This is a genomic window from Maribacter polysiphoniae, assembly GCF_003148665.1.
Classification (GTDB): domain Bacteria; phylum Bacteroidota; class Bacteroidia; order Flavobacteriales; family Flavobacteriaceae; genus Maribacter_A; species Maribacter_A polysiphoniae.
On the sequence record NZ_QGGQ01000002.1, the window covers coordinates 300,506 to 321,667 of the forward strand.

A 21,162-nucleotide genomic window follows, 5' to 3' on the forward strand; every position below is an offset into this window, starting at 1 on the left:
GGAATCAAGCTATTTTTAATCCGTTGGGGACAGAAGAATCTGGTTTAAGCAAAACGACCTCTTTCCCGGCAACTGCACCCAAGATAAGACATTCACTCATAAAATTGGCAATTTGTTTGTCCGGAAAATTAATTACGGCAATTACCTGCTTCCCCAAGAGTTCTTCCTTGGTATATAATTCGGTAAGTTGCGCCGAGGATTTTTTAACACCGATCCCCTCCCCAAAATCCAATTTTAATTGATAAGCCGGTTTATGGGCCTCTGGGAAATCACGTACTTCAATGATGGTACCCACACGCATATCAACCTTTGCGAAGTCACTCCAGCTTATAGTATCGTCCATAGTATATTTCTTTAACGCCAATGTCGAATATAAAAATAGCTATGGAGATTACCAAGTATTGCGGACACTATCAAATAAGTCGCCCACAGGGATTGTGAATAGCCTTCAAACCATAGGAAACGAAAAAGGCTACCATCCTTTTCTTTTTAGCAACCCTTGAATATGGGCACAATGGTGTTGACTGTGCCAAGCGTATTTCCCGATATTCTCTTTAACCGAAACCTTACTATGGTCATCGGGATGTATATAGCATTTTTCATAGTCTTCCTTGGAAAGTCCTTTTAAAAGGAAAACCATTTTGGCATGCAATGCCTTTAGATAACTTATTGAAAGTGCTATAGGAGCCGTTCTGGCATCAAATAATTTACTCCAACTTTTTTCCCCATAGGCCTTGATCATCGGTTCATCCTCGGTCAAGGCCCACTTGAACCGGGTATAACTATGATGATGGCTATCGGCAATATGGTGCACCAATTGCCTTACGGTCCACCCCCCAGGCCTATATGGGGTTTCCAATTGTTCCTTGGTCAAAGGGGTTACCAAATTCTCCAATATTCCCGGTAATTCCTCCAAGACCTGCAACCATCAACGGTATCCTGGGATACATTTGGGGAATATTCAAAATGGCCCAAAGGATACCTCAATGTTTGCTTTTCTTTATTTTCCATCTTTTAAAAATAGAAAATTTAATACAGTTTTAACCAAATGGAAATTGATAAAAATCTAAATATCTACTACTTTTATAGGGTAAATAGTTTACTAATTTAAAAACATCCAAAATGGCAACATTACGATTGGGGGACACAGCCCCGAATTTTACAGCAGACAGTTCTATAGGAACTATTAATTTATATGATTACCTCGGGGATAGTTGGGGAATCCTTTTCTCCCACCCTGCGGATTTCACGCCGGTATGCACTACAGAGTTGGGGACCGCAGCGAATTTTAAAGGGGAGTTCGACAAGCGAAATGTAAAAATGTTGGCCTTGAGTGTAGATGGGGCTGCATCACATAGGGATTGGATCAAGGATATCAATGAAGTACAAAATACCACAGTGAATTTTCCGATTATTGCCGATGAGGATAGAAAGGTCTCTGATTTGTATGATATGATACATCCAAAAGCGGACAGTACGTTAACGGTACGTTCGGTTTTTATTATTGCACCCGACAAAACCATTAAGCTGACATTGACCTACCCTGCATCAACTGGACGTAATTTTTATGAACTTTTAAGGGTTATTGATTCCTTACAGTTGACAGCCAACCATAAAGTCGCCACCCCTGCCAATTGGGAACATGGACAAGACGTTGTTGTGAGTCCTGCCATACCCACCGCAGAAGCACGGGAAATGTTTAAAAAGGGCGTTAAGGAAGTAAAACCATATTTGAGAATGACCCCTGACCCCACGGCTTAAACCTTGTAAATACAACCCAAATAAGATGCAATTTGATAGCATTAAAAAATCTGGTTGTTTATTTAAGGTGGGGTTAACATAAAGATAACTTCCAAAATATCATACAATTAAATATTTTAATACTACCTTTGCACTTTAATTAATATTTAATAATTTTTATTATGAGTAAAGGAACAGTTAAATTCTTCAATGATTCCAAAGGTTACGGTTTTATCACTGAAGATGGTTCGAACGAAGATCATTTTGTACACATTTCTGGCTTAATCGACGAAGTTCGTGAAGGTGATGTTGTAGAATTTGAACTACAACAAGGTAAAAAAGGATTGAACGCCGTTAATGTGAAAGTAGTTGACTAGGTAACGATTTTAACTTTTTTTATATACCCCTGATGATTATTCATCGGGGGTTTTTATTTGCGGTATTTTCTTACATATAATTTCATTTTTCTTATTTTTGTTTAATCTTTAACGCAACCTTTGTTAGTTTTTAGCATCATTGGTAAAACAAAAAACTCTCCACTATAACTATAACTTAACTAACAAATTCTTGCATGACCACTTTTATAATTATTTTATTGTCCTTGCTTTTTATTAATGTACTACTTCTATTGCTAAGTATCTTAAGTGCTAAAAAATAAATAATTGTGTTTAATTTCTTTGATTGGGTAGGGTTTCTTATGTACCCGTTGTTCAATATATAGATGTGTGAATCCAATTAATTTAGACTGACTATGCCTACTTTTTTCACTTTATTACTTATTCTTGTTTGCATCAATATTATGTTGCTATTTGCCAGTTGGAATCAGCGGGCAAAGAAGTGAATTTTGGAAATAAAAAAGCCCCAGTATATACTGAGGCTCCTCTATTATCTATATGGGATGTTCTTTATTTAACGCCCATCAATTCCACATCGAATATCAAAGTTGCATCCGGTGGTATTACCCCTCCGGCCCCTGCACTTCCATAAGCTAAATTCGACGGGATTACAAAACGGGCTTTATCGCCTATCTGCAATAAGGCAATACCTTCGTCCCATCCTGGGATCACCTGTCCTACCCCAAGTTTAAAATCGATAGGTTGATTTCTTTTATAAGAGGAATCGAAAACCTGACCGCTCAATAAGGAACCTTCGTAATGCACGGAAACCGTCTGTCCAGATTCAGCCTTTGCTCCACTTCCTTTTTGGATTATCTTATATCGTAGTCCACTTTCGGTCTCATCGAAACCTGCCGCTACCTTATCCAATTCCTTTGCCTGTTTTGCCTTTTCTTCGGCAATCCGCTGTTCCTTGGAACTTTCAAACGTTTTAAAAGCATTTACGGCATCCCAATTTTCAGCATCGTCACCAACCCTTAGGATCTCTAAACTTTCAATCGTATCCGACTGGGCAATGGCATCGACCACCTCTTGTCCTGCTTCCACATGTCCGAAAACCGTATGTTTATTATCCAACCATGGTGTCGCTATATGGGTAATGAAAAACTGGCTTCCATTGGTTCCGGGACCTGCATTGGCCATAGAAAGTACCCCTGGGGCATCATGGACCAAATCTGGGTGGAATTCATCATCGAACTTATATCCTGGGTCACCCGTACCCGTACCTAAGGGACATCCCCCTTGCACCATAAAATCGGGAATAACCCTATGGAATTTTAAACCATTATAATAGGGCTCTCCAATAGGTTTTGCCGAATTTTCCAATTTACCCTCTGCCAAGGCCACAAAGTTACCCACTGTTCCGGGTGTTTTATCATAGGTTAATTTGACCAGTATCTCTCCTTTAGAAGTATTGAATTTTGCGTAGATTCCGTCTTGCATTTTTCGTTATTTTTAATGAGCTGCAAAGATATACAAATTAGTTTGGGGAAAAGTATTCAGGTTTAGGCAACCCCATTCATATACAAAAATCAGCCTAGTGCCTATGGCGTTTGGACTGTCCCATATTTATCGAATAGATAAACCAAACTGGCCATCGCAGCGGTACCCAGTTCCAATTCCCTTTTATTGACATGTTTAAAAGTATCGTTCTCAGAATGGTGATGGTCAAAATAACGCTGTGAATCGGGACGCAAACCTGCCAATACGATTCCGTCATCCTTTAACGGTCCAATATCGGCCCCACTATGGCCTTTTACGAACAAGTGGACGAGATAGGGTTCAAATAGCGATTTCCAGCGATTCACCTGTTCAAAATTAGCCTCTGAACAATCAAATGAAAACCCTCTTGGCGTAAAACCTCCGGAATCACTCTCCAATGCGAAGACATGTTTTTCATTTTTGTTTTTTGCCGTTTCAGCATATTTTTTACCACCGCGTAAACCGTTCTCCTCATTCATGAACAATACCACCCTAATGGTCCGTTTTGGCTGATACCCCGTTTCTTTTAGAAGGCGTAATACATCCATACTTTGAACACAGCCGGCACCATCATCGTGGGAACCGTCCCCTAAATCCCAAGAATCCAAATGACCGCCAACCACCATGACCTCATCGGGGTATTCACTTCCCTTGATTTCTCCGATGACATTATACGATTCAACATCTTTATAGACCTTGCAATTTTGTTTGAAATAAAAATTGGCCTTGGGACTTAATTTTAGTGTGGCACTCAAAAACTCAGCTCCTTTGGTGCTGATTGCCGCAGCAGGAATACGATTTGGGATTTCCGTATCGCCGTAATCCATGGCCCCAGTATGGGGATAATCATCCAACCTCAAATTCATTGAACGTACGATGACCCCAACCGCCCCGAATTTAGCAGCCTCCTTTGCACCGGCATAACGTTGGTCGACACATCCTGAATAGGATTTAAAAGTGTTCAATTCCGTGGGATTCATGGGTTTATTGAAAAAAACGATCTTACCCGATATTTTTCCTGGCCCCAAAAGCTTCAATTCCTCAATCCCGTTTACCTCAACAATATTAGCCTTAATACCCTGCAAGGGTGTAGCCACGGACCCACCCAGTGCACATATTGGCAAATCGGTGGTAATCCCCGGGGCGGTCTCAACATAAGCGAATTCCGGAGTGCCCCTAACCCATTTCGGTACCATTACGGGTTGTAGCCAAACACGGTCAAGACCCATTGAATCCAATTGTAATTTGGCATACTCCACAGCTTGCTGTGCTTGAAGGGAGCCTGAAAGCCTTCCCCCGATCTGATTGGACAAATAATTGAGCCAATCATACGATTCGCTATTGGTCAAAGCCGTATTATAAATAGCCTTTATCTGTTGTTCGTCTTCGGATTGGGAATACCCTTGCCAAGTAGCCAAAACAGCCAGTAAAAAGAATTTCAAAAACCTCATTCGCTCTCTAATTGTTGTTTATAGCTGTCTAAATTAGCCTTTATTTTATCATCAAGTTCAGGAGCTGCTATATCTTTGTATTTTTTTAACGCTTCGAAAAGTATATGGGCCACAATAAGCCTTGCCGACTTTTTATTGTCCGCTGGAACAACAAACCAGGGAGCTTTGGGCTTCGATGTCCTTTGTATGGCCTCTTCATAGCACTCCTGGTACCGATCCCATAATTTCCTTTCCTTTAAATCATCGGGGGAAAATTTCCAATGCTTTTGTCTCAACCGCAGCCTTCGAAGAAGTCGTTGTCTTTGTTCTTCCTTGGAAAGATGGAGAAAGAACTTAAATATGATGGTCCCATTGGCTGCCAAGTGCTTTTCGAAATTATTGATCTGTTCGAATCGGGAATCCCAAAATTTCCCATCAATGTCCGAGACCTCATTGATTCCCGGTATATGCTCCCCTAGGATATATTCAGGATGCACACGGGTAACCAAGACATTCTCATAATGTGTACGGTTGAAAATCCCAAACTTCCCTTTTGCAGGAAGCGCTATATAATGCCTCCACAGAAAATCATGTTTCAATTCGAGGTCCGTCGGCACCTTAAAACTATGAACCACGACGCCCCGAACATTAAAGTCTTTGAACACCTCCCTTACAAGGCTATCCTTACCGGAGGTATCCATGCCCTGTAAACAAATCAGAACGCTATATTTGCCGTCGGCATATATGGTATCCTGAAAATCACCAAGTTCTTTTCGAAGCTTTCCCAGATCTTTCTTTAGTTCCTTATTGGTTACACCAAAATCCTCATAAGTGGCTAATTCCGACAATTTTGTGGTGGAATCTGCCTTATAGGCGTTAATATCAATCTTTTTCATGCTTGAATTTAAAATATTTTATCGTTGAACTACCTAAAATGTTAAAATATATAACCATTTAACCCCGCATTTTTGCAGCTTGTCCAAATTACACAAAACTCCCTGCTTTCTATCGAAAAAAATGGGAAAAACCTCATTCTCTACGTACATTTACCATGTATTATTCCCAAATTTTACAACGATAAAATGGCCTATATTATGAAGAACCCTTCCTTCTTGGCAATTGCCATACTGATTATATTTTCTTCCTTCACGGTTGATAAGGCCTGCGAGTACGCTACCTCCAACATGAATTATGTGAAGTCTGAAACCGAAAAAGCAATTGCGAAAGAAGACATTAACCAAGCAAAATACCATGCTTACAAGGCCATAAATGCTATTGAAAAATCCAAGGAACAGATTAAGGAATGTGGTTGTGTATATGCCGAACACAATATAAAGGACGGAAAAACAGACTTGATCTCGGCCACAAAGGCCACCTCCTTGAACGGGGCGCGAATCTTATTGAATCGGGCATTGGAACATATGACCGATGCCATTGAGTCGATTGAGGACCACGAATTACACGACAGCCAATATGGGACAGACCTTCTAGCCATGAACACCACCATATCCGATTTGGAAAAAGTATCGATGAGCAAGCCCACCGAAATGGAAATGGAGCAAAAAATAGATGCCTCATTGGAAAAATATCGCCAATCCCTTGAAAAAATCGTAAACTCGGTCGATTGTGCATCGGCTCGTGCCTTCGCAGAAAATATTTATTTGCATTGCGAACAGCAATTACTATTGCCGAACCTTACCGAGGGGAAAAAATACTATAATTACAAGACGAAGGAAATCACGGCTAAAGCCTTGGAAAAATTGGAAGCCTGTAAGTAAAGCTATTTGCTTGCAAACAACCTTACATCCTCTTCGGTTACTTCCTTACCCCCTAGGATGATCAACCGTTCCACAACGTTTCGCAATTCGCGTATATTACCGGTCCAATCGTATCCTTTCAAAAGCTTTATGGCCCCTTTGGAAAACTCCTTGGGTGAAATACCTTGTTCGCCTGCTATCTTATCTGCAAAATGTTTGATCAATAACGGAATATCATCCCTCCTATCATTCAATGAAGGTACTTTAATCAAAATCACGGCAAGGCGATGATAAAGGTCTTCCCTGAATCTGTTCTCCTTTATTTCTTCCGCAAGATTCTTGTTCGTAGCGGCAATAACCCTGACATCTACCTTGATATCCTTATCGGAACCTACCCTTGATATTTTATTCTCTTGCAGGGCACGCAACACCTTGGCTTGTGCAGACAGACTCATATCCCCTATTTCATCTAAAAAAATGGTTCCCTTATTAGCCGCCTCAAACTTACCGGCCCTATCCTTGACTGCCGACGTAAAAGCCCCCTTGACATGGCCAAAAAGTTCACTCTCTATCAATTCCGAGGGTATGGCCGCACAATTCACCTCTATGAAAGGTGCTGCACTCCTTGGACTTTTTTCATGGATCCAATGGGCTACGAGTTCTTTTCCTGTACCGTTGGAACCGGTAACCAAAACACGGGCGTCGGTAGGTGCCACTTTTTCAATGATGTCTTTAATCGCATTGATTTCGTCGCTTTCACCGATCATTTCATAATTCTTACTGACCTTTTTCTTTAGAATCTTATTCTCAACGACCAATTCCTTTCTGTCCAATGCATTTCTCACCGTAGTCAACAAACGATTCAAATCGGGTGGTTTCGAGATATAGTCGAATGCCCCTATGCGCATGGTATTTACAGCCGTATCCAAATCGCCATGGCCCGATATCATGATAAAAGGAACCTCTGGTTTGATCTTACGTGCTGCTTCCAACACCTCTACACCATCCATTTTGGGCATTTTTATATCGCACAATACCAAATCGTAGTCATTGTTCTTAACGGCCTCCAAACCTTTTAAGCCATCTTCCGCCTCTTCCACTTGATACGAATCGTTCTCTTCGGATAATATTTTAACCAATACCCTACGGATTGCCGCTTCATCTTCTACCACCAAAATTTTTGACATATTGTAATTTTTTAAATTCCTATTCTAAATCCGGTCCTGAAATACAGACTAGGCTCATCATTCAACGTAAAAATATCATTTCTATCCTTATCACGTAACACCCCATCCTGAAAAATCGTATGCCCGACATAACCGTAGAACGACATAATTTTTGATATGTTATATTGATACCCTATCGTTAACAATGCCGTCGATGAGGAAACCGATGAGGCAAAGCCTGTATTGGGTAGGATGATATTGTTTTGCAGGTTTACAAAATAACCATCCAGTATAAATTCGGTCTGGATCAAATGGGTATCATCCAAGTGATATTTAAATCCTGTTTTGGGAAGCCCAACAACATAGGACCAATTGGGATGGAATCTTTTTTCGTAATACACAAAGGGTAACGGTATTCGTAACGATACGGTTGAGTTATAGGCCAAACCGATTACCAAACGCATTGGTTTATCGATGTCTTGCCTTTCCTTAAAGGCCCCTGCGGTTACATTGACCGAAACATCACCGTTTTCCAGCGGATTGGTCAGCGTCGATGACAGCCGAGGTGTTACCACCCCTATAAACCTCCAATTTTGATTGTGTTTATATACATAGGCAAGATTTAAATCGACCACATGGAGATTCTCTAACCCCTCACTATCAAAATACTCATTATCCGCCAGTTTATAGGCCAAATAATTATACTCAGCACCGATGATAACATTGTTAGAATCCTTGACCTTCAATGGCACATTGACCACCATTTTATACCGTGAAAGTTGGGCATCGGCATTATTCTTGGGCATAATCATATACTCCAACCTGAATATATCAGGGGATTGGGCCATAATACGATCTTGGCTCAATACAAATATGAGTATGAGCACCATAATTATATTGCTTCTGACACTACTCCTTTTCATTGCTATTTTTGTGTTGAAAAACATGTACATCCCTTTGGGGAAACGGTATGGAAATATTGTGTTTCCTAAATTCCGCATCAATGGTGTAGCGTACATCGCTTTTGATCCTTAAATCGGTAAAGCTATCATTGGTATAGTAATTCAATGAAAACAAAAGTGCCGAATCACCAAAATCCTCAAACAGTACAAAGGGTTTGGGATTTTTCAGGATCCCCCTTTGGCTCTGCGCAATTTTCTCAAGAATCCTGGTCACCAATACCACATCACTCCCATAGGCCACCCCTATTTTTACATTCTCCCTAGTTGTTTTATGATTTTGGGTATAATTGAATATGGTTTCGTTTATGAATTTATGGTTCGGAATAATAATAACCTTATCATCCCTGGTAATAGCCCTAACCGTTCTTAGTTTAATCTCGAATACCTTACCTACCCGACCTTCTATTTCTATAATATCCCCAACACTCAATGACTTATCGACAATGATGAATATACCTCCTATAACATCCTGGAAGAGTTCTTGCAGGGCCAACCCCAAACCGACAAAAAGTGCTGCTGACGCAGTTATCAATAAGGTTATGTCAATACCCGCCATACTCAGGGTAATTAAAACAACCACCATATATGTCGCGTATTTGATAAACTTGAAAACACTGATGAATTTCAGCTGATCCTCTTTGTCCATTTTATGGGTTAAGATCTGCCGTAACCATTTTAACACGAACCCGGTCATTAAAAATGTCAGAATGACTATTAGAAGCAGTCCGACAGTTACATGCAATGATTTATCCCCTGTCCCTATCCGAATTCCCCAATTGAGGATTTCCTGGATAGAGCCCCAGACATCCACTTCAATAATTTCCTTTAATGTATCGGATTCGTCCTGTACCATGGTCAATACTTTATCCACTTAAACAATTCCTTGTAGGTGGGTTTTTTACCGTACATCAGAATTCCTACCCGGTAGATCTTGGCAGCAAACCAAACAATTCCCAAAAATGTCACAATCAATAGAAGAATAGACACCACTAATTCCCATACGGGCACACCACCTTCCCCAATACCTCCCGGCAAGCGCATAAGCATCACGATAGGGGATGTTAATGGAAACAGTGAAAAACCTACGGCAATGGGACCATGGGGGTTGCTAAAAACCGAAAAGAAACCAACGTATATGGCCAACATCAATGGCAATATGATTGGAAATATAAACTGTTGGGTGTCCGTTTCATTATCAACGGCGGCACCAATGGCTGCATATATAGAACTATAGATCAAATACCCAAGTATAAAATAAACCACGAAAAAACAGATCAACATGGCCCATGGTATTTTAAAAAGTTCCTGTGCGTAGGCCTGAATGGTCTGATTGGGGGTTGGTACGGAAGGCATCATATTACCTGCCATACCACCTGTAACTTCCGCCCCATTGTTCAATGTCGTTGGGTCAATATCAAATATAGCAAAAGCGACGAACAAAAGCAGGGTAGCGGAAACAATCCAGATCGCGAATTGGGTAATCCCGGCCAAGGAGGTACCGATAATCTTGCCCATCATTAATTGAAATGGTTTCACCGAGGAAATAATCACCTCAATGATCCTACTGGTTTTCTCCTCTATGACACTACGCATCACGAAACCACCATATATGATGATGAACATCATGATCAGATATCCAAATCCACCCCCGATAATAGCCTTTATTTCATTGACCCCTTTTAGGTTTTGTTCCCCCTCAAAGGTTTCCGTATTGATTTCATATTTTTTGTCCATTTGGGCAAATTCCGAAGAGGAAACGCCCATATCCTGTAATCTTCTTTCCCTTAACCTTGCCTGAAAAACGTGCTCCAATTGCTCAAGGACAGACGAACTTGGTGTTTCCTTCGTATAAAAATAGGAATGTTCGGCCACCTTTTCCAGTTCATCCTCATAAGGTATGTGCAAAAGTCCATAATACCCCATATGTGCGGTTGAATCCTTGGCAGCCTGTAAGGATACATCCTTGAACAATACATAGGAAGTGCTTTCGGTAGTGTTGAAATCATTGGAGAAGTAATCACTTTCATTGAACACCCCGATAATGCGTTTTTGATTGTCATTGATCTTGGTCAGATAGGCAATCAGCACCACCATCCCAACCATTAAGATAGGGCTGAGAAAAGTCATGATCACAAAGGACTTGTTTCGGACTTTTGCCAAATATTCCCTTTTTATGATAATAGGCAGTTTATTCATTTGCGTCTTTATCTTGTATGGTTTGTATGAATATCTCATTCGCAGAGGGAATAATTTCCGTGAATTGATTGATATTCGAACGTTTTGCGAAAAAAGCCAGGATTTCACCGGAATCATTGGCCGGAATCTGAATGGTAAAATCCAATTGATTTTCCAATGGATCGATTCCTACTTTGCTAATATTGAATTTATCCGATATCTCCGTCAGAAGCAAATCAACATTTTCGGCTTGTAGCCCCACCCGAAAAATATTGTTCTTATAGGCTTTTTTTATATCGGACAATTTGCCATCAAGGATTTTCTCCGATTGATGGATCAAGGCGATATACTCACATAATTCCTCAACGGATTCCATACGATGGGTTGAAAAGATTATGGATGTCCCTTTCTCTTTTAAATTAAGAATCTCATCCTTAATGATATTGGCATTAATGGGATCGAAACCGCTAAAGGGTTCATCGAATATGAGCAATTTGGGCTCATGCAATATGGTAACGATGAATTGTATCTTTTGGGCCATACCTTTTGACAGCTCTTGGACTTTCTTGTTCCACCAATCCCCAATGTCCAAACGTTCAAACCAATACATCAATCGTTTTTTGGCCTCAACCTTGCTTAACCCTTTCAATTGTGCCAAATACAAGGCCTGCTCCCCAACCTTCATACCTTTATACAATCCCCTTTCCTCTGGCAAATAGCCAATCATGGAAATATGCTTGGGCTTTAAAGGTTCCCCATCAAAATATACCTCTCCCTTATCGGGATAGGTGATTTGGTTGATAATACGAATTAATGTAGTCTTACCAGCACCGTTGGGGCCTAAAAGGCCATAGATACTGTTTTTAGGTATTTCCAAGGAAACTTTATTCAAAGCCAAATGTTTCCCGTATAGTTTGGTAACCTCCTTAGTGACCAAAATGTTATCCATGTAAGCAATTTTGCCAAAGATATAGAATTGCTTTAAAAATAACTTCCAAAATCACAATAATACGAGGATTAAAAAACGATGACCACAACCTTTAAAATCAAAAGAAAAAAAAAGATTGACTTATCAAAAAACACAACGTAAACATATGATACAGTTGATCTTGAAAACAAAACCAAATCCAGGCATGACCTTATAACCATCAGGGATCAATCGCACCGTTACCCCAGATAAAGACGGCTCCACTTACCAGTATCATTCCCTAAACTTTCCAAGGAGGGATGGTGAGTACTTCCTATTGACCACAAGCCTAACAGAACGCCATGGAATAAGATTTTGAAAATCCCACCCGAAACAAACGTAAAGACCTTGCCCGGGGCGGGGTTAGTCCTTCCGAACTAGCAACTATATGGGATAATCAAGGATCAACCCCATAAGTTGGGTGTGAATTGGAAAAAGAAAGAATAAACTATCCCGGAGTTCGTGTTCTGTTCATTTTTTGCATTGCCTCAAATGCACGGCATTCATGAATACCTATAAAAAACAATAGACATGCCCATGAATAAAAAACGAACGAAAAAACACGGGCTGAAATTCTTTTATAAATTGGCCTAACATTCCGAATGAGGTACGTAGGGGAATCGCACTGGAATATCGTTAAGGGATTTCCCCTCACTCGTTCCTCCCTCCGTCGAAATGACATGGTCTTATGTGATATGGACGTCCTTATTCATCCCCTTTAGAAATACCTTGATTTACTACTAAAACAGCCATGCCTTGGCTCATTTACCCAATGATACAAATTCCTCACTAAAACAATGGCGTACCATTCCCTTTTTAAGGTCTTTTTCTTTTTTGCATCGCCCAAAAAAGAAACTAAAAACGCTAGGCTGATTTTCCTTTTCTTGAAATCTACGGAATTTCCACTGCCACAGCGCCCAGGCCGCTTTCACTAACGTGAAATGCTCTATGGACGCCTTCCTAAAACCAGTGTGGAAATCACTTGCTTTGCTACGAAAATAAAAATAGGCCGTTCCTTTACTGCGTCAACCTATATTATCCATAATTCACTGACTGTTACCGAATACTATTGAACATTGTCCTCAAAGTCCATTGTCAAGCCAATCCTCTTCCTTCGTGGAGATTTCATGGGCGTTGGGAATTATTGAAGCCATGGAAATAATTTAGGCCATGGCATCGGCCCATAAAGTCCCAGGATTTTAGGGCACCACCTGGCGAAGAAGGGTCTTTCCTTTTGTTTAGCTCAATGTTTGTTATTTGGGTAAAATGAAAGAATAATCCCAATACAAGTTTTACTCGATTATTCCCAATAAAAAAAATCAACAATTAAAAAAATACAATGATTAAGCATGAGCCACCCTTAGAGCCCAATCCAGAGGCATGGAAAATGTAGCATTCTTCCTTTATAGATTGACAATGACCTTTGTATAAACCCAACAATTATTCTTGATCCATAATCAAACAATTTAAAAACAAAGTCACCTTAAAAACAAAACCCACCCCTAACGAACGTAAAGACCCCGCCCGGGGCGGGGTTAGTCCATCCTATCCACTAACGATCTATGCTACCCGAACATTTTAAAAGAAGTTGTCCTAAAAACAAAACCCACCCTCAATAAAATCAAGGATGGGAAAAAAATTGCTATGAAAAAGAAAATTAATATTGGTTTCCCAATATTAAATCAAATATACGTTTTTTATTTTATACTCAAATTGATATTTTTTAAGAGAACATATCTTTGACTTTTTCAAAAAAGGATTTATCTGATTTTTCCGGTTTTGGCATAAAGTTCTCACTGCCATCCATTCGTTCGAAAAACTCCCTCTGTTCCTTGTTGAGCTCTTTGGGTGTCCATACATTAATATGGACCAAAAGATCCCCACTACCATAACCGTTTAAACTGGAAATACCTTTCCCCCTCAGCCTTAGGATTTTGCCAGACTGTATTCCAGGTTCCAACTTAATACGCACCTTACCACCTACTGCGTCAATCTCCTTGGAAGTTCCTAAAACGGCTTCTGAGAAACTAATATACAGGTCATAATGAAGATTATCCCCTTCCCTTTTTAAGGTTTCATGGTCTTGGGCCTCTATAGCGACCAAAAGGTCTCCCGGTATTCCATTCCCTGGGGCTTCGTTCCCCTTTCCTGGGACTTTTAGCTGCATGCCATCTTCAACCCCCGCAGGGATTTTTATCGAAACGGTCTCCTCTTTTATCTTTAGACCTTGTGCATCCGCATCGGCTGGTCGCTTATCGATGATCTGACCACTACCACCACAAGTAGAACAAGGGACTGCAGTTTGCATTCTACCCAATATGGTATTGGTTATTTTTGTTACTTGGCCATGGCCTCCACATGTACTACAGGTTTTATAGGTTACCCCAGGCACCTGCATTTTACGCTTGACCTTCACTTTTTTCTCAACACCATTGGCCACTTCTTCCAAGGTCAATTTCACCCTTATCCTCAGGTTACTACCTTTGACCCTACGTTGGCCTCCGCCACCACCAAAACCACTAAAACCGCCAAAGCCTCCGCCGAATGCACCACCGAAGATATCCCCAAATTGACTGAAAATATCATCCATGTTCATTCCGCCTCCGCCAAAACCACCGGCGCCTTCAAAAGCTGCATGTCCGTATTGATCGTATCGTGCCTTTTTATCCGGATTACTTAGGACTTCGTATGCTTCCGCTGATTTCTTAAAGAGTTCCTCTGCTTTTGAATCACCCGGGTTTTTATCCGGATGGTACTCCAAGGCTTTCTTTCGATAGGCCTTTTTTATTTCTGCAGCGGTGGCATTTTTACTAATGCCCAATATATCGTAATAATCTTCCTTCATACTTGAATTTTAGTTCCCGACGACGACTTTTGGATGACGTATTATCCTATCCCCCAATTTATAACCTCGTTCTACAACATCAATGATCTTTCCTTTAAGCTTTTTCTCCGGGGCCGGTATTTGGGTAATGGCATCATGGATCTCAGCATCGAAAACATCACCTTGTTTCACGCCAACCTCTTCCATACCTTTTGATTTCAAGATATCCCTGAATTTACCATTGATCAATTCAACACCCTTGAACATTTCCTTATCCTCTGATTTGGACAATTCCTTTAAGGCACGCTCAAAATCGTCTAAAACGGGAAGTAAGGCCACAATGACCTCTTGACCCGCTGTTTTAAATAAATCCATGCGCTCCCTGGAAGTACGTTTCTTATAATTTTCGAATTCTGCAAACAATCTAAGGAATTTGTCTTTTTCCTTGGCCAGTTCGTTTTGAAGTTGTTCTTCCACAGACTGAGCCTCCTCTTCATTCGCAACATCCTCTTGTTCTTTCCCGGTATCGTTTATTGATTGCTCGTCAAGGATAGGTTCATTAACCTCTTCAGCTTTGTTTTTATCACTCATTTTCGGATACTAATTTTATTCTTATTTTGGATGGCAAAAGTACTGCCATTTATTTAAAAATGTCAAAATGTCATTAATCTTTACCAAATTTTGTTCTGGTAGTTCCTGAAAAAGACAAAAATAAGATGGAAGTATAATTTTAAGACCGGATTATGACATTCCGGATCAGCCCATAGAGTGCTTTAATTCCCCATTGTAAAAGAATTCAAGTGCGTTTCCTATATTGGGATAATCGAAAACAAATCCCTCTTCCGCGATTTTCTTACTACTCACGCGCTGACTTGCATATAACAAATATGACATTTCACCTAAAACCAATTTCATTGTCAACTGGGGAATATGAGGTAACAAAAGGGGTACATTGAAGACCTTCGCCAACTCATGCACCATTTTTTTATGGGTAATCGGATTGGGAGCCACACCATTGTAAACTCCTTCCAATTGATTTTCAACAATAAATAGGAAAATTTTGGCCAAATCGTTGATATGCACCCAAGACTGCCATTGTTTACCATTCCCAAAAACGGTACCCATATAGGATTTAATGGGCTTTGCAATTTTAGGCAATGCGCCGCCATCCTTAGATAACACCAATCCTATTCGAACCTTCGCTACCGAAAATCCAAAATGCGACAAAGCATCGATCTCGTTTTCCCATTTCTGAACCACTTCGCCCAAAAAACTGTCATCGACCCCTTGATCTTCCTCAGTGTATAAATGATCCTGTGAAGAAGGGTAAATACCTATTGCCGAAGCCGATACAAAAGATGTTATTCCTGTGGTATCGATTTTACCCAAGGCATAGTTCAGTGTCTTCAATGAATTGATGCGGCTATAAAGCATCTCGTTTTTATAATCCGCCGTCCACCTTTCAGAAATACTGGCACCCGCAAGGTTGATGATAGCAGTAACACCTTCAAAACATGCCAAATCGATCTCATTACGGCTTGGGTTCCAATAAAACCCTTGAAAATTCTCGTTCGAAATTATCTTATCCCTTCTGGTGGTTAAATAATTCACGGCAATTCCATGCTTATTGCTGATTTCAACAATAGCCCTTCCTACCAATCCTGTAGCACCTGTAATCAATAATTTCATAGGATAAAGGTATGGGATCTAAATACGGTGGTACCCCATTTTAATTTCGATTTAACAATCTTAACAATCCATAATGGGTATTTAGGGCAATTCCCTTAATATTTTAAGGATTATTCGCGTTCACCCCAACCTTTTTCGCCCTTAGCATTTCCCTTTTGCCAGGAGGACCAGGTAATCTTTCAACTTCAAAACCCACGGCTTGCATGGCTCTCCTAACACTACCTTTGGCGGCATAAGTAACCAAGACCCCATTTACCTTGAGTGCCCTGAACATGAGTTCAAAAACATCCTCGGTCCATAGTTCCGGTTGTACCCGGGCACCAAATGCATCGAAATATATCAAGTCCATACAGTTTTCAAAATCGATTTCCTTAAAGTCGCACTGTTTTTTACAAAGTGAAAAATTATCGGTAATCGCCACTTGCTTTTCCCATGGGGAACTGTGCATTTGTGTAAATTGTTCCTGAAAATCATGGGCTTTCAACTCTGGAATATAATTCAATTGGGCCAGCTCCTCTGGGGAAACCGGATAAGCCTCTATACCATAATACGCCGTATAGAGACCTGATTTCGAAGTCTCCAATAAGGTAATCAGGGCATTTAGGCCGGTACCAAAACCAATTTCCAAAATATGTACCGACTCTTTTTTCCCTTGAAATAAATCGAGTCCGTGTTTGATAAAAACATGGTAAGCCTCTTGAATAGCCCCATGCTTGGAATGGTACTGCTCATCCCAGTCCTTTATTTGTATGGTCCTTGAACCATCCGCTGTAGTAATTATTTCCCTTTGCATCAGTCCTGCAATATCACGCCATCTGCCGTAAAACCCAAAGTTCTTTTCGGTTTTGTGATCTTCGCGATCTCCGCTGGTGACTTACCTGCATCCTCCGCGTAGTGTCTTTGATCATCGACACCCATTTCCTCTATGAATGCCAAACCATTGACGATTACCTCCTTACCAGCAATATCCTTGGGCATAAAAAACCCATAGTCCTTAAAGCGAACCATCGCTTCCTTACCATCTTCCAATGCAACCTTCATCCAACAACCTTTGGCTTGACAAACTTCCTTTACCACACCCCTGAATTTCGTTTGCAAGGTATCCAAAACATGCATTGAACCGTACCTGTCAGACATCTCTTGGCCGGTAATGGTACCCGATAGCTTAAAATCCGCCCCAAACGACAACATTTCCTGTTGGACATCCTGGGCATGACCCACAGCAAGGAATATGGATAACACAACAAACATGTTAAAACTTTTCATAATTGCCAATTTTTAGATTTGCATGGTAAAATTGATCAATTTTAAAGAAAAAAGAAGAACCACTTGGGATAATTTTCTAATTTTATTCAATAAATAGTATTCAATGGAGACCAAGACGATGAACATTAAAGTTGAAAAGGCAAAAACATCCAAAATAGGACAAGTAGATTTTGACAATCTGGCATTTGGTAATGTATTTACAGATCATATGTTGGTCAGCAATTACAAAAACGGCTCTTGGGGCGTCCCAGAAATCGTTCCCTACCAACCCATTACCCTGGACCCTTCTGCCAAAATCTTTCATTATGGACAGTCCATTTTTGAGGGCATGAAAGCTTATAAGGACGAAAAAGACGCTATATGGCTTTTCCGCCCTATGGACAATTGTAGGAGATTGAACATTTCAGCCAAAAGGATGGCCATTCCGGAAATTCCAGAAGACTATTTCATGGAAGGGCTTAAGGCGCTTTTAAAATTGGAAAAGGATTGGATTCCACAAACTCCTGGCAGCTCCTTATATATACGTCCATTTATTTTTGCCTCTGGAAACGGTTTCCATGCCTCACCAGCCGATGAATATATGTTCATAATCGCCTTTGCCCCCTCTGGAGCCTATTTCTCTGGTAAGGTGAAAGTTTTGATTGAGGAAAAATACTCAAGATCCGCCAATGGTGGTGTTGGTTTTGCCAAGGCAGGAGGTAATTATGCCGGACAGTTCTACCCAACCCAACTTGCCGTTGACAAAGGGTACAATCAGGTTATATGGACCGATGACAATACGCATGAGTATATCGAGGAAGCAGGGGCCATGAACATTTTCGTTCGCATAAATGACACCTTGCTTACCGCCCCAACTAGCGACAGGATATTGGACGGTATTACCCGTAAGAGTATTTTGAAGATTGCCGAGAACAAAGGTATTGCCGTAGAAGAGCGAAAAATTGCCGTTTCAGAACTTATCGAGGCTGCCAAGGATGGTTCCTTAAAAGAAATGTTCGGGGCCGGTACCGCTGCCGTAATCTCACCTATTTCGACTTTTGGTTTCAGGGATGTCGATTACGATTTACCAGAAACCCCCAACAGCTATGCGGCATTGTTCAAAAAACGCATTACCGATATCCAATACAACAGGGCCGAGGATAATTTCGGATGGCGGTTTAAGGTTTAACCTTCGGGTTATTCGAGGTACTTGAACAACAGCATATAGCTATAAGACTATTTTACACGCGGGGATTTCCCCCGTTGTGGTCAATATCGATTGAATTAATTTCAAATTATAAATCCATGAAAAAAACGATTGTTCTTATCGCTAGCATAATTATTGGTTTGAGTACGGTGGCCTGTAATTCAAAAAAGAAAGAAGCCAAGACCGAGGCACAAACAGAAAAAGCGCAAAATCCAGTAGTTGCACGAATTGCTGAATTAAAGAAAGCGGGGTATGACATCGTTGATTACCACGGTCATTTAAAAGGCGGACTCACCATGGAGGACCTTTTAGAACATTCCAAGGAAACCGGTATTGATTATGGTGTCGCCTTCAATGCAGGGGTAGGATTTCCAATCACCAATGACTCGACACTTTTGGCCAACTATGAACAATACAAGGATTATCCCGTGTATATGGCCATGCAAGCTGAAGGCAGGGAATGGGTAACGATGTTCTCTAAGGAAAACATTGCCACTTTCGACTATGTTTTTACGGACGCCATGACATGGACCGATAAAAAAGGAAGAAGAATGCGCCTTTGGATACCCGAGGAAGTTTTTGTGGACGACAAAGACGATTTCATGGATCAATTGGTCGACAAAATCGTAGGGGTCATGAAAAATGAACCCATCGATCTATATGTGAACTCAACTTACCTTCCCGACATCCTTCAACCCGAATATGATGCTTTATGGACCGATGAACGCATGCAAAAGGTAATTGACGCCGCCGTCGCGAATGATATCGCCATCGAAATCAATGCCCGCTATAAAATCCCGTCGGCTTCCTTCATTAAAAAAGCGAAGGCTGCGGGCGTAAAATTCAGCATGGGCACCAACAACACCGATAAAAATCTCGGCACATTGGATTATGCCATTGAAATGATCGACGTCTGCGGCCTTGAGCCCAATGACTTCTTTAAACCCTCAAAAAAATAAAACCAAAGGTCATACAGGGGCAATATGAAATCCATTTGCCCCTATTTATCCAAAACACTTTGGATGTTGGGCTTAAAATAGTTTGGCCCCTTAAGGACTTTTCCATCTTCCCTATAAATAGGTTTTCCATCGGCACCCAACTTACTCATATTGCTCTTCTGGATTTCCTCAAAAACCTCTTCTATTTTATGTTGCATGCCATGCTCCAATATGGTGCCGCATAAAATATAAAGCATATCACCCAAGGCATCGGCAACCTCCACCAAATCGTTATTGTTTGCCGCTTCCAAGTACTCCTTGTTTTCCTCATCCATTAAATTGAATCGCAAGGTATTCTTATCCTTGCCCAGATCTGCCTTCATTGTATGGGACACCCCTAAACCAAAAGAATCATGGAATAATCGTACGGCGTCTATTTTATGCTTCATATTTCTATATTTAGATTAGCTTTGCCTAAAATATAAAAGAAAGGCATCATTCTTAAATCAACTTATCCACAATTGAAAAAAAATAGTTGAACCCATAGTCCGGAAAAGAATAGACCTTACCTATTATATGATTACGAATGAATAACCATTTACCTTAAATAATATGTTCAGCACGGGACAATTGATTTTTGCCATTCTTTTCTTTATTGTATTTGCCGTAATTATAGCCGGTACCTATAAAAAAGACAAAAAACTTCATGCCAAGAATTACAAAGGTGTTAAGTGGGTAGGAATAATCTTCATAATATTTCTGTTAACACTCTTCTGTATTAAGTATTTGTTGAAAAATTAATTAAAAATCTACGTATACCACAAAAATCAATGCTTTTACAACAATTTGTGCATTTCACCACGTATATAATACCAAACAACCTAATTTTGCGTTGTTCTTATAAAGAATCCAACAAATGATGACATTTCTAACCTTAGTTTTTATATTGATTTTTATTAATATAACAATGATACTTACTAGCCTTTACAATACCAACAAAAGCAAGAGCACTTCAAACAAAAGCCTTGGGGATTCAAGTGTTTCAAAGATTTATCCTTTGGATATTTCCACATCAGACTACAAAAAAGCGGTTTAGTTTTTTACCTTTATTGAAAATATCGAACCATGATATGGGACACATGTCTATAGGGTACTCCTTATTATATCATATGGTTTTGAATGTAA

21 protein-coding genes are annotated in these 21,162 nt (G+C 40.3%); 5 read left to right on the top strand and 16 right to left on the bottom strand.

The features are described 5' to 3' along the window. Window positions 1-4: 4 nt before the first annotated feature. Window positions 5-343 (bottom strand): tRNA-binding protein, encoded by a 339-nt coding sequence (locus LX92_RS05620; RefSeq protein ID WP_109649313.1) that lies wholly within the window; start codon window positions 341-343, stop codon window positions 5-7. A 129-nt stretch (window positions 344-472) separates the two neighbouring features. After that, on the bottom strand, window positions 473-925 hold the full coding sequence (locus LX92_RS05625) for a YfiT family bacillithiol transferase (RefSeq protein ID WP_317047054.1): 453 nt from the start codon (window positions 923-925) through the stop codon (window positions 473-475). 197 nt (window positions 926-1,122) lie between these two features. On the opposite strand from LX92_RS05625, the gene LX92_RS05630 reads away from it, so the two are divergent. Together LX92_RS05630 and LX92_RS05635 are read left to right on the top strand one after the other, a co-directional pair. Further along, window positions 1,123-1,761, top strand: coding sequence for a peroxiredoxin (locus LX92_RS05630; RefSeq protein WP_109649314.1), 639 nt, complete (start codon window positions 1,123-1,125; stop codon window positions 1,759-1,761). A 161-nt stretch (window positions 1,762-1,922) separates the two neighbouring features. After that, on the top strand, window positions 1,923-2,117 hold the full coding sequence (locus LX92_RS05635; protein ID WP_013304911.1) for a cold-shock protein: 195 nt from the start codon (window positions 1,923-1,925) through the stop codon (window positions 2,115-2,117). Between the two features lie 528 nt (window positions 2,118-2,645). Here the strand turns inward: LX92_RS05635 and LX92_RS05640 are convergent. The 3 genes from LX92_RS05640 to LX92_RS05650 all read right to left on the bottom strand — a co-directional run bounded on the left by LX92_RS05640 (window position 2,646) and on the right by LX92_RS05650 (window position 5,943). Continuing rightward, the gene (locus LX92_RS05640) at window positions 2,646-3,578 is read right to left on the bottom strand and encodes a peptidylprolyl isomerase (RefSeq protein WP_109649315.1); all 933 of its coding nucleotides are present in this window, start codon (window positions 3,576-3,578) and stop codon (window positions 2,646-2,648) included. A gap of 101 nt (window positions 3,579-3,679) precedes the next feature. Next, on the bottom strand, window positions 3,680-5,068 hold the full coding sequence (locus LX92_RS05645; RefSeq protein WP_109649316.1) for a M20/M25/M40 family metallo-hydrolase: 1,389 nt from the start codon (window positions 5,066-5,068) through the stop codon (window positions 3,680-3,682). Beyond that, window positions 5,065-5,943, bottom strand: coding sequence for a PPK2 family polyphosphate kinase (locus LX92_RS05650; protein WP_109649317.1), 879 nt, complete (start codon window positions 5,941-5,943; stop codon window positions 5,065-5,067). The genes LX92_RS05645 and LX92_RS05650 overlap by 4 nt, the downstream gene beginning before the upstream one ends. A gap of 198 nt (window positions 5,944-6,141) precedes the next feature. On the opposite strand from LX92_RS05650, the gene LX92_RS05655 reads away from it, so the two are divergent. Then, window positions 6,142-6,825, top strand: coding sequence for a hypothetical protein (locus LX92_RS05655; RefSeq protein ID WP_109649650.1), 684 nt, complete (start codon window positions 6,142-6,144; stop codon window positions 6,823-6,825). Window positions 6,826-6,827: 2 nt separating this feature from the next. On the opposite strand, the gene LX92_RS05660 is transcribed toward LX92_RS05655, so the two are convergent. The 10 genes from LX92_RS05660 to LX92_RS05710 all read right to left on the bottom strand — a co-directional run bounded on the left by LX92_RS05660 (window position 6,828) and on the right by LX92_RS05710 (window position 17,853). Next, entirely contained in the window at window positions 6,828-7,991 is a 1,164-nt protein-coding gene (locus LX92_RS05660; RefSeq protein ID WP_109649318.1) for a sigma-54-dependent transcriptional regulator, read from the bottom strand. 11 nt (window positions 7,992-8,002) lie between these two features. After that, window positions 8,003-8,893, bottom strand: a complete 891-nt coding sequence (locus tag LX92_RS05665) for a DUF6268 family outer membrane beta-barrel protein (protein ID WP_146197804.1) — start codon at window positions 8,891-8,893, stop codon at window positions 8,003-8,005. Further along, on the bottom strand, window positions 8,880-9,785 hold the full coding sequence (locus LX92_RS05670) for a mechanosensitive ion channel family protein (RefSeq protein ID WP_109649320.1): 906 nt from the start codon (window positions 9,783-9,785) through the stop codon (window positions 8,880-8,882). The genes LX92_RS05665 and LX92_RS05670 overlap by 14 nt, the downstream gene beginning before the upstream one ends. A 2-nt stretch (window positions 9,786-9,787) precedes the next feature. Beyond that, window positions 9,788-11,128 (bottom strand): ABC transporter permease, encoded by a 1,341-nt coding sequence (locus tag LX92_RS05675; RefSeq protein WP_109649321.1) that lies wholly within the window; start codon window positions 11,126-11,128, stop codon window positions 9,788-9,790. Continuing rightward, a complete protein-coding gene (locus LX92_RS05680; RefSeq protein ID WP_109649322.1) occupies window positions 11,121-12,056 on the bottom strand; it encodes an ABC transporter ATP-binding protein in 936 nt (311 codons plus the stop codon). The genes LX92_RS05675 and LX92_RS05680 overlap by 8 nt, the downstream gene beginning before the upstream one ends. 1,741 nt (window positions 12,057-13,797) lie before the next feature. Beyond that, entirely contained in the window at window positions 13,798-14,919 is a 1,122-nt protein-coding gene (dnaJ, locus tag LX92_RS05690) for a molecular chaperone DnaJ (protein ID WP_109649324.1), read from the bottom strand. Window positions 14,920-14,928: 9 nt separating this feature from the next. Next, window positions 14,929-15,489: a nucleotide exchange factor GrpE gene (locus LX92_RS05695; protein ID WP_109649325.1), complete on the bottom strand. Its 561-nt coding sequence runs from the start codon at window positions 15,487-15,489 to the stop codon at window positions 14,929-14,931. Window positions 15,490-15,654: 165 nt separating this feature from the next. Continuing rightward, on the bottom strand, window positions 15,655-16,587 hold the full coding sequence (locus tag LX92_RS05700; protein WP_109649326.1) for a TIGR01777 family oxidoreductase: 933 nt from the start codon (window positions 16,585-16,587) through the stop codon (window positions 15,655-15,657). Between the two features lie 103 nt (window positions 16,588-16,690). Next, window positions 16,691-17,380 carry a tRNA (5-methylaminomethyl-2-thiouridine)(34)-methyltransferase MnmD gene (mnmD, locus tag LX92_RS05705; protein ID WP_109649327.1) on the bottom strand — a complete coding sequence of 230 codons (690 nt, stop codon included), beginning with the start codon at window positions 17,378-17,380 and terminating at the stop codon, window positions 16,691-16,693. After that, entirely contained in the window at window positions 17,380-17,853 is a 474-nt protein-coding gene (locus tag LX92_RS05710; RefSeq protein ID WP_109649328.1) for a DUF4920 domain-containing protein, read from the bottom strand. Before LX92_RS05710 ends, mnmD begins: the two co-directional genes overlap by 1 nt. 103 nt (window positions 17,854-17,956) lie before the next feature. Here LX92_RS05710 and LX92_RS05715 point away from each other — a divergent pair, with 103 nt between their 5' ends. Next, on the top strand, window positions 17,957-19,021 hold the full coding sequence (locus tag LX92_RS05715) for a branched-chain amino acid aminotransferase (RefSeq protein WP_109649329.1): 1,065 nt from the start codon (window positions 17,957-17,959) through the stop codon (window positions 19,019-19,021). 116 nt (window positions 19,022-19,137) lie between these two features. Further along, entirely contained in the window at window positions 19,138-19,998 is an 861-nt protein-coding gene (locus tag LX92_RS05720) for a hypothetical protein (protein ID WP_109649330.1), read from the top strand. A 41-nt stretch (window positions 19,999-20,039) separates the two neighbouring features. Here LX92_RS05720 and LX92_RS05725 read toward each other — a convergent pair whose 3' ends face one another. Beyond that, the gene (locus LX92_RS05725; RefSeq protein WP_109649331.1) at window positions 20,040-20,426 is read right to left on the bottom strand and encodes a pyrophosphohydrolase domain-containing protein; all 387 of its coding nucleotides are present in this window, start codon (window positions 20,424-20,426) and stop codon (window positions 20,040-20,042) included. Window positions 20,427-21,162 lie beyond the last annotated feature (736 nt).